Here is a 9,443-nt window from a genome sequence, read left to right as displayed (position 1 = left end):
TACGACGCAAGGTCCTAACAGCATCGCGCACGTCCATTTCCGGTAGCACGACATCCATGATCGCGATATCGATCCGGTCCTCGGCCACGCGGGCGAGGTCTGATTTTTTTTTTTTAGATGTTTATAAGAGACTGCGGTAAGGGAGGGGCGGGGCCGGTGCGGCCCCTCCCTTACCGGGCGTTGCGGAACGGCTCGAACTTGGTCAGGCCGCGCATGAGCTGGCCGAGGAAGGCCTGCTCGCCGCCGCTGGTCGGCGTGGTGCGGGAGATGAAGTCGAACACCCGGCCGTCCTGCTCGCCGTAGAGCGCCACGCGCTCGACCTTGAATCCGGCGTTGAAGTACACCGCGAGGACGCGCTGGTCCGTCGGCTGCTCGCCCAGGAACATCACGGTGCGCTTGGTGTTCTGGCTGATGTAGTACCAGGACTTGTTGCCGACCGTGGAGACGGTGGTCGGCGTGCCGAGGGTCTGCAGCACCTGCTCGGCGCTGGCGCCGGGCCGCACCTGGGCGACGGCGGCTTCGTCGATGATGTAGCCGTGCCGGAACTCTTCGCCGATCACGCAGCCCGCGGCCGACAGACCGATCAGGCCGGCCGCGGCGAGGCGGAGAAGCGACGGTGTGAAGCGGCGCGGCATCGAGACCTCGGGCAAACTGTTCGGGACATCATGGTCGGCGGCCGGGAGGCAGCCTGGCGCGGGAAGCGACCGCTGCCGTACCCCGGGGTTGTGGCGTTGGCAAGGCACGGCCAAGGTTCCGCGACCGCGGTTTCACCCCATTGCGCCCCGCCGCCGACGCGTCGATAGCAGGGCGTTCGGCGCAGGCCGGTTCGGGTCGGCCGGCACCTGCGGCGGTGGCGACGGTGCTGCGGTATCAGGAGGCCGGGCGGGTTCGTGAATAGCGGCCCCGCGTCATGCATAAGGTCACGTCTCGCGCCGGGCGCGAGGCGGTGCGGGAGGTGAGAGCCTGATGATCAGAAACCCCTTCCGCCGGGAGGATGCCCGCCGCCGCGCCATCGAGGCGTTGCACATCCGCATCAATGCCGCGGCCCGCGTGCCGGCGCTCTACCTCGACCTCGGAGTGCCCGACACGGTGGAGGGGCGGTTCGAGGCCCTGTGCCTCCACGTCGTCCTGGTGCTGCGCCACCTGCGGCGCCTGCCGGCGCCCGCGGCCGACATCGCCCAGGATCTCGTGAACTCGGTGTTCGAGCAGCTCGATTCGTCCCTGCGCGAGCTCGGCGTCGGCGACATGGGGGTGTCGAAGCGGATGAAGAAGCTGGCGCAGGCCTTCTACGGCCGGGCCGCCGCCTACGACGCCGCCCTCGATGCCGGCGACCGCGACGCCCTGGCGGCTGCGCTCGCCCGCAACGTGCTCGCCCGCGAGGAGCCGGGCGCCGCGCAGGGCCTTTCGGCCTACGTGCTGGCGGCCGATGCCGCCCTGGCCGGGACCGACCTCGACGCCCTGATGGCCGAAGGCCCGGTCCTGCCCGACCCGGCGGGCTTCGCCGACAGCCCGGCGCAGGCCTGACGCCCTGGGCCATCCGACGGCCCCTCGCACGCGGACAGGACTTGCGCTCCGGCAGGACCTTGCACGTCGGCAGGACTTGCGCTCGGGCGGGGCGCACAGCATCTCGAAGGATCAGAGATCGGACCGCGCAGCCGGGGCGGCCGCGCCCGCCCCCGCTCACCCGAAGGATCCCGAAGGAAGCCCCATGACACCCGACAGCGTCGGCCCGTTCTCCCGCCCCATCCTGGTCGAGCGCACCCTGAAATCCGGCCAGCCGGTCACCGTCGAGGCCAACGAGGAGGAGCGCGCGGCGCTCGCCCGCGACTTCGGCCTGCCGGGGATCGCGCGGCTCGCCGGCACCTTCCGGCTCACCGGCTCGCTGCACCGGCTCCAGGTCACCGGCACCGTCGAGGCGGCGCTGACCCAGACCTGCGTGGTGACCCTCGAGCCCTTCGACGCCACCGTGACCGAGGAGGTCGACGTCGATTTCGCCGACCAGGACGCCTTCGCGGGCACCCCCGCCGAGGACGCCGACATCCCCGACCCGATCGTCAACGGCCGCATCGACCTTGGCAGCCTGACCGCCGAGTTCCTGGCGCTCGGCCTCGATCCCTACCCGCGCAAGCCCGGCGTCGCCTTCGAGCCGCCCGCGGAGGAGGGGGAGGAGACGCCCTTCGCCGCCCTGCGGGGCCTCAAGGGCAACGACGTCTAGGACCGCGGCGCCGTCGAACGGATCCGTTCGACGGCGCGGGCTCAAGCCCGAACGGATCGCCGCCGCACGCGCCAGGCGCTGATGCGCCGAACGCCCTGCCATCGACGTGCCGATGGCAGGGCGCGTTGGTACAAAGGCACCTTCGGCCGGTCGCGCCGTCAGAATTCGTTTGCGGCCGGGCGCCGGGCCGCTATTTTCCGCCGCGCCGCGGACCCCCTGTGCTGTTCCCGAGTCCCGGCGGATCCGAGAGGCTGTTCGACACCCCCATGTCCCAGAGACTGCGCATCTCGCTCGACGCGATGGGCGGCGATCACGGCCCCTCGACGGTCGTGCCCGGTGCGGGGCTCGCCCGCGAGCGCCACCCCGAGACGACCTTCCTGATGTTCGGCGACGAGGCGGTGCTCGCTCCCCTGGTCGCCGCCGAGCCGCGCCTGAAGGGCGCCGTCGAGATCCGCCACACCACCGTGGCGATCGGCATGGACGAGAAGCCGAGCCAGGCGGTGCGCGCCGGCCGCGGCAAGTCGTCGATGTGGAAGGCGATCCAGGCGGTGCGCGACGGCGAGGCGGAGGCGGCGGTCTCCGCAGGCAACACCGGCGCCCTGATGGCGATGTCGAAGATCTGCCTCAAGACGATGTCGCACATCGAGCGGCCGGCCATCGCCTGCCTGTGGCCGACGGTGCGGGGCGAGAGCGTGGTGCTCGACGTCGGCGCCACCATCGGCACCGACGCCAACCACCTCGTCGACATGGCGGTGATGGGCGCCGCGATGGCCCGCATCGTGTTCGACCTCGACCGTCCGACCGTCGGGCTCCTCAACGTCGGCACCGAGGAGATGAAGGGCAACGAGGCCGTCAAGGAGGCCGCCCGGATGCTGCGCGAGTCCGACCTGCCGGGGCTCGCCTATCACGGCTTCGTCGAGGGCACCGATCTCGGCCGCGGCACCGTCGACGTGGTGGTGACGGAGGGTTTCACCGGCAACATCGCCCTCAAGACCGCCGAGGGAACCGCCAAGCAGATCGCCGCGTACCTGAAAGGGGCGATGGGCCGGACGCTGATGGCGAAGATCGGCTACCTGTTCGCCCGCGGCGCCTTCGAGGCCCTGCGCGAGAAGATGAACCCGAGCCGGGCCAATGGCGGCGTTTTTCTCGGCCTCGAGGGCATCGTGATCAAGAGCCACGGCGCCGCCGACGCCGAGGGCTTCGCCAGCGCCATCGACATCGCCCACGACATGGCCCGCCACGACCTGATGCGGACGATCCGGGAGCGCCTCGACGCGACGCCGGCGCAAGCTTCGGCATAGGGAGGACGCATCATGACCCGCCTTCGCTCGGTGGTGCGGGGCTGCGGCTCCTACCTGCCCCGGACCGTCGTCACCAACGACGACCTCGCCGCCCGGGTCGACACCTCGGACGACTGGATCATCCAGCGCACCGGCATCCGTCAGCGCCATATCGCGGAAGCGGACGAGACGACCTCGGTGCTCGGCATCAAGGCCGCCGAGAGCGCCCTGCGCGACGCCGACATCGATCCGTCCACGATCGACCTCGTGATCTGCGCCACCTCGACGCCCGACCACACCTTCCCGTCGACCGCGACCCAGATCCAGGCCGGGCTCGGCATCGGGGCGGGCGCCGCCTTCGACATCCAGGCGGTCTGCGCCGGCTTCGTCTACGCGGTCGCCACCGCCGACAAGTTCCTGACCACGGGGGCGGCCACCCGCGCCCTCGTCGTCGGCGCCGAGACCTTCTCGCGCCTGCTCGACTGGGAGGACCGCACCACCTGCGTGCTGTTCGGCGACGGCGCCGGCGCCCTGGTGCTGGAGGCGCAGCCCGGCGAGGGGCATTCCGGCGACCGCGGCGTGCTGACGAGCCAGCTCAGGGCCGACGGCCGCCACCGGGAGAAGCTCTACGTCGACGGCGGCCCGGGCTCGACCGGGACCACCGGCAAGCTGCGCATGGTCGGCAAGGAGGTTTTCCGCTTCGCCGTCGGCTCGGTCACCGACGTGATCGCCCAGGCCTTCGCGGCCACCGGCACCACCGCCGACGACCTCGACTGGTTCGTGCCGCACCAGGCCAACCGGCGCATCATCGAGGCCTCCGCCGACAAGCTCGGCATCGCCCGCGAGAAGGTGGTGCTCACCGTCGACCGGCACGGCAACACCTCGGCGGCCTCGATTCCGCTGGCCCTCGACGCGGCCTGCCGCGACGGCCGGATCAAGCGCGGCGACCTCGTGATGATCGAGGCGATCGGCGGCGGCTTCACCTGGGGCAGCGCGCTGATTCGCTGGTAGATCCGAAGAAGTCCCGGAAAGGCGCCCGGCGGCCGGTTGACCCGGCGCGCATCGCAGATTAGCGTGCGCGATCATAGACATACGTTATTTTCGCGAATCAGCCGCCGGGGGAGCAGCACGATGGCAGGCAAGACGGTCACGCGGGCCGATCTGAGCGAGGCCGTCTACCAGCGGGTCGGCCTGTCGCGGACGGAATCCGCCGCCCTGGTGGAGACGGTGCTGTCGGAGATCTGCGGCTGCCTCTCCTCGGGCGAGACCGTGAAGCTGTCCTCCTTCGGCTCCTTCGTGGTGCGCGACAAGGGCAAGCGGGTCGGGCGCAACCCGAAGACCGGCGTCGAGGTGGCGATCGAGCCCCGCCGGGTGATGGTGTTCAAGCCCTCGAACGTGCTCAAGGCCCGGATCAACGGCGGCCACGCCGTCCCGGACGACGACGACGCCTGAGCCGCCCGGCGGCCGGCACATGAGCGGTGCGGCGATGCAGGACGGGCCCGCAGAACCCGATGGGACCGGGGCGCCCGGCAGGGCCGCCCTGCCCGAGAAGGAACCGGGCGCCTTCCGCACCATCGGCGAGGTGGCCGAGGACCTCGACCTGCCCCAGCACGTGCTGCGCTTCTGGGAGACGCGCTTCACCCAGGTGCGCCCGCTCAAGCGCGGCGGCAACCGGCGCTACTACCGCCCCGACGACGTCGACCTGCTCAAGGGCATCCGCCAGCTCCTCTACGGCCAGGGCTACACCATCCGGGGCGCCCAGAGGGTGCTGCGCGAGCGCGGCATGCGCTTCGTCCAGGCGGTCGGCCGCGGCGAGCAGGTCGCCCCGGCCTTCGCCGAATCCGATCACGAGCCAGAAGCCGAGGCTGCTCCGCCGCCGCTCGGCCGGGCCGACCGGGCGAGCCTCAACGCGGTGCTGGACGAGTTGCGGGCATGCCGGCGACGACTGGCAGGCGTGCCGCGCACCCGGCCCGGGACCGGCGAATGATTCGGAACGACGGACGCAAATAAACCGCGGCGTCCGGAGAACCCTTTGTTGTGGGGCACGTTACGCGCACATGGCCGAGCCCCGCCGCCACGCTTCCCCGACCACCGAGCTGATCGCCCGGCTGATGCGCGTCGTGCGCACTTGCCCGGAGGCGACGGCCGACGTGCTCGAGCTGGTGCTGCTGGTGAGCCAGATCGAGGCGATTCCTGTCATCGACCGCGACTACCGGGATGCCCGGCGGGTGATCGCGCGCCTGCGCCACCCGCTCTGGGACATGACCCCCGACCAGCGCGAGGTACTGCGCAAGGCCGCCGACACGATCCGGGACGCCTGCCGCCTGCGCGAGAGCGACATCCCGGCCGACCCGATCGGCGATGCAGGCGAGCGGGCGCGCATCGAGCGCGGGCTCGCCTCGGCCCTTGCGGGGGAGTTCTCGCCGGCCCAGATCGCCCGGGTGACCGGCGCGACCCTGGCGGTGCTGCAGGCCGCCAAGGGCGACGGACAGAGGGGCGACGGGCAGGAGGACGCGGCACCGTGATGATCGGCGACTACCCGGTGGAGGGGCGGGGCTACTGGCTGTGGCTCGGCGGCGTGGCCCTGCTCGGGCTGTTCAACCTCTTCGTGATGCTGGTGCTGCACTGACGCGGGCGGGCCGGGTCCTGGGCGGGTTTCCGCGCGGGAACCGCGGTCGGGGCCTCGACGCTGCCCGGGCCGCTCCCCACATGCGGCCGGCATCCCCTTCGGAGAGCTTGAGCCCGATGCCACGACCCTTCCGCCCGACCCCGCGCCCGACGATCCTCGCGCTCGCCGTCCTGCTGGCCGCCGGGCCCATGCTGGCCTCCGGCGCGGCCCAGGCGCAGGCCGCCAAGACCCGCGAGGTCGCCGTCGCCTCCGGCAAGCAGATCCGCCTCATCGCGGTGCCGAACCTCAAGAAGGACTGCTCCCTCGGGCCGCAGCCCGAGGTGAAGGTGACGACCCCGCCGAAGAACGGCGCCCTGGTCCAGCGGGCCGGCAAGGTGAAGACCCCGGCCACCTATCGCTGCCCGAACGTCGAGGCCAACGTCCAGGCCGTGTTCTACGAGAGCAAGGCCGGCTTCACCGGCGCCGACGAGGTCACGGTCGAGATCAAGGGCACCGACGGCAACGTGGTCACCCAGACCATCAAGGTCACGGTCGGCGGTGCCAAGGACGCCCCCAAGGACGGCGCGAAGAAGGACACCACGGACCTCTGATCCGGCAGCCCGGCGCCGGTGCGGCGCCCCGGGACGAAACGAAGCGGGAACGCTGTCCCTCGGGCCGGCGTTCCCTCCACGTCTCGCGGAGCGTCCGACGGCGCTCCGAGGGGTGTGGAAAAACCGGAACAGGCGTGTCCTTTACGGCACAGGGTCGGCCCATAGCCGGCTTTCGCATTGGCGGACCTGCAACTTTCCCGGCCGCTGCGGCACGCGCCTTGCCCGCAGCTGGCCTGCATACAGGGTCCTGGCCGCTTCCGCATCCCTCCCTGCGTCGCCGCGCTGCGACAAACATGGGGATATCGATTGCATCCGAGGCGGGACAGGATGATCCTGGCGATGTCGTGAGGGTCCGGAATGCCAATGCCGTCAGCGAGCGACCTCTTTCAAACTTTCGCGCGCAGCTACGAGTCCCGGCGGGACTCGGAGCTGACGCTGTCCGAGTATCTCGACGCCTGCCGTGACAATCCCCTGATGTACGCGAGTGCGCCGGAGCGCATTCTCGACGCGATCGGCCAGCCCGAGTTCATCGATACCGCGCGCGATTCGCGCCTGGGCCGGATCTTCATGAACCGGACCATCCGGATTTATCCGGCCTTCTCCGAGTTCTACGGCATGGAGGAGACGATCGAGCGGATCGTCTCGTTCTTCCGCCATGCCGCCCAAGGGTTGGAGGAGCGCAAGCAGATCCTCTACCTGCTCGGCCCGGTGGGCGGCGGCAAGTCGTCCCTCGCGGAGCGGCTGAAGGCCCTGATGGAGGTGCATCCCATCTACGTCCTCAAGGCCGGCAACGAGATGAGCCCGGTCTTCGAGAGCCCGCTGGTGCTGTTCGACCCCGAGACGATGGGGCCGATCCTCGAGGAGCGATACGGCGTGCCGCGCCGACGCCTGACCGGGCTGATGAGCCCGTGGTGCCTCAAACGCCTGGACGAGTTCGGCGGCGACATCTCGAAGTTCAAGGTCGTCAAGGTCAACCCGTCCCGCCTGCGCCAGATCGCGATCGCCAAGACCGAGCCGGGCGACGAGAACAACCAGGACATCTCGTCCCTCGTCGGCAAGGTCGACATCCGCAAGCTCGAGACCCTGAGCCAGGCCGACCCCGACGCCTACTCCTACTCGGGCGGCCTCAACCGGGCGAACCAGGGCATCCTCGAATTCGTCGAGATGTTCAAGGCGCCGATCAAGATGCTGCATCCCCTGCTCACCGCGACGCAGGAGGGCAACTACGTCGGCACCGAGAATATCGGCGCGATCCCGTTCTCGGGCATCATCCTGGCCCACTCGAACGAGGCGGAGTGGCAGAGCTTCAAGACCAACAAGAACAACGAGGCCTTCATCGACCGCATCTACGTCATCAAGGTGCCGTACTGCCTGCGGGTGACCGAGGAGCAGCGGATCTACGAGAAGCTGGTCTCGGGCTCCGAGCTCGCCGCGGCTCCCTGCGCGCCCGGCACGCTGGAGATGCTGGCCCGGTTCTCGGTGCTCTCGCGCCTGCGCGAGCACGCGAACTCGAACGTCTTCTCCAAGATGCGGGTCTATGACGGCGAGTCCTTGCGCGAGGTCGATCCCCGCGCCCGCTCGATGCAGGAGTACAAGGACACCGCCGGGGTCGACGAGGGCATGGACGGGATCTCGACCCGTTTCGCCTTCAAGGTGATGGCCGCCACCTTCAACCACGACACCACCGAGGTCTCGGCCGACCCGGTCCACCTGATGTACGTGCTCGAGCAGTCGCTGCGCCGCGAGCAGCTCCCGCCCGAGACCGAGAAGCGCTACCTCGAGTTCATCAAGGGCGAGCTGGCGCCGCGCTACGCCGAGTTCATCGGCCACGAGATCCAGAAGGCCTACCTCGAATCGTACCACGATTACGGCCAGAACCTGTTCGACCGCTACATCGACTACGCCGACGCCTGGATCGAGGACCAGGACTTCAAGGACCCGGAGACCGGGCAGCTGCTCAACCGCGAGCTCCTGAACCAGGAACTCACCAAGATCGAGAAGCCGGCGGGCATCGCCAACCCGAAGGATTTTCGCAACGAGGTGGTGAAGTTCGCCCTGCGCTCGCGGGCGCAGCACGGCGGCCGCAACCCCTCCTGGACCTCCTACGAGAAGATCCGCGAGGTGATCGAGCGGCGGATGTTCAGCCAGGTCGAGGAACTCCTGCCGGTGATCTCCTTTGGCTCGAAGAAGGACAGCGAGACCGAGAAGAAGCACGGCGAGTTCGTCGAGCGCATGAAGGACCGCGGCTACACCGAGCGCCAGGTCCGTCGCCTCGTCGAGTGGTACATGCGCGTCAAGCAGGCGGGCTGACGGCAGGACCATCGCGGCCCGCGGACGACCTCCGCGGGCCGCCCCCGGCCTCCCCCGAGTGGAGCGGTGGCGGGATACGGGCCCGGTACGGTATGGTGGCGTGATCGGAGAGCGCGAAACGGATGCACATCATCGATCGACGCCTCAATCCTGGCGGCAAGAGCCTGGCGAACCGGCAGCGCTTCCTGCGCCGCGTTCGGGACGTGGCCCAGCGCGCCGTGCGCGAGGCCGCCCGGGACAAGGACATCAAGGATCTCGGCAAGGACGGCAACGTCACCGTCCCGGTCGACGGCGTGCGCGAGCCGAAGTTCACCCGCAATCCCTCGACCGGCGTGCAGGACCACATCCTGCCCGGCAACAAGACCTACATCGAGGGCGACCTGATCGAGCGCCCGCCGGGCGGCGGCGGGGGAGGGGGC

Annotated in this window: 11 protein-coding genes; 10 read left to right on the top strand and 1 reads right to left on the bottom strand. The window is 70.0% G+C overall.

Annotation, left to right across the window (positions count from 1 at the left end):
- Nucleotides 1-170: 170 nt before the first annotated feature.
- Entirely contained in the window at nt 171-635 is a 465-nt protein-coding gene (locus VQ02_RS31555; RefSeq protein WP_048448218.1) for an outer membrane protein assembly factor BamE, read from the bottom strand.
- Nucleotides 636-966: 331 nt separating this feature from the next.
- Between VQ02_RS31555 and VQ02_RS31550 the strand changes: the two genes are divergently transcribed.
- The 10 genes from VQ02_RS31550 to VQ02_RS31505 form a co-directional block, all read left to right on the top strand.
- Complete coding sequence (locus VQ02_RS31550; protein ID WP_048448217.1) at nt 967-1,524, top strand: ubiquinol-cytochrome C chaperone family protein; 558 nt, start codon at nt 967-969, stop codon at nt 1,522-1,524.
- 184 nt (nt 1,525-1,708) lie between these two features.
- Complete coding sequence (locus VQ02_RS31545) at nt 1,709-2,215, top strand: YceD family protein (RefSeq protein ID WP_048448216.1); 507 nt, start codon at nt 1,709-1,711, stop codon at nt 2,213-2,215.
- A 266-nt stretch (nt 2,216-2,481) separates the two neighbouring features.
- Nucleotides 2,482-3,516, top strand: coding sequence for a phosphate acyltransferase PlsX (gene plsX, locus VQ02_RS31540; RefSeq protein WP_048448215.1), 1,035 nt, complete (start codon nt 2,482-2,484; stop codon nt 3,514-3,516).
- Between the two features lie 12 nt (nt 3,517-3,528).
- Nucleotides 3,529-4,506: a beta-ketoacyl-ACP synthase III gene (locus VQ02_RS31535; RefSeq protein ID WP_048448214.1), complete on the top strand. Its 978-nt coding sequence runs from the start codon at nt 3,529-3,531 to the stop codon at nt 4,504-4,506.
- A gap of 120 nt (nt 4,507-4,626) precedes the next feature.
- Nucleotides 4,627-4,947: an integration host factor subunit alpha gene (locus tag VQ02_RS31530; protein WP_048448213.1), complete on the top strand. Its 321-nt coding sequence runs from the start codon at nt 4,627-4,629 to the stop codon at nt 4,945-4,947.
- A 34-nt stretch (nt 4,948-4,981) separates the two neighbouring features.
- Nucleotides 4,982-5,482, top strand: a complete 501-nt coding sequence (locus tag VQ02_RS31525) for a MerR family transcriptional regulator (RefSeq protein ID WP_048448212.1) — start codon at nt 4,982-4,984, stop codon at nt 5,480-5,482.
- 70 nt (nt 5,483-5,552) lie between these two features.
- Nucleotides 5,553-6,020: a hypothetical protein gene (locus VQ02_RS31520; protein WP_048448211.1), complete on the top strand. Its 468-nt coding sequence runs from the start codon at nt 5,553-5,555 to the stop codon at nt 6,018-6,020.
- A 220-nt stretch (nt 6,021-6,240) separates the two neighbouring features.
- On the top strand, nt 6,241-6,714 hold the full coding sequence (locus VQ02_RS31515) for a hypothetical protein (protein ID WP_048448210.1): 474 nt from the start codon (nt 6,241-6,243) through the stop codon (nt 6,712-6,714).
- 357 nt (nt 6,715-7,071) lie between these two features.
- Nucleotides 7,072-9,024 (top strand): PrkA family serine protein kinase, encoded by a 1,953-nt coding sequence (locus VQ02_RS31510; protein ID WP_048448209.1) that lies wholly within the window; start codon nt 7,072-7,074, stop codon nt 9,022-9,024.
- 122 nt (nt 9,025-9,146) lie between these two features.
- Nucleotides 9,147-9,443, top strand: a 297-nt coding sequence (locus VQ02_RS31505; RefSeq protein WP_048448208.1) for a DUF444 family protein, incomplete at its 3' end; no start/stop codon positions are given.

The organism is Methylobacterium variabile (assembly GCF_001043975.1).
GTDB lineage: Bacteria > Pseudomonadota > Alphaproteobacteria > Rhizobiales > Beijerinckiaceae > Methylobacterium > Methylobacterium variabile.
The sequence above is the reverse complement of the archived record's forward strand: the minus strand, read 5'-3'. Positions and strand labels throughout refer to the sequence as shown.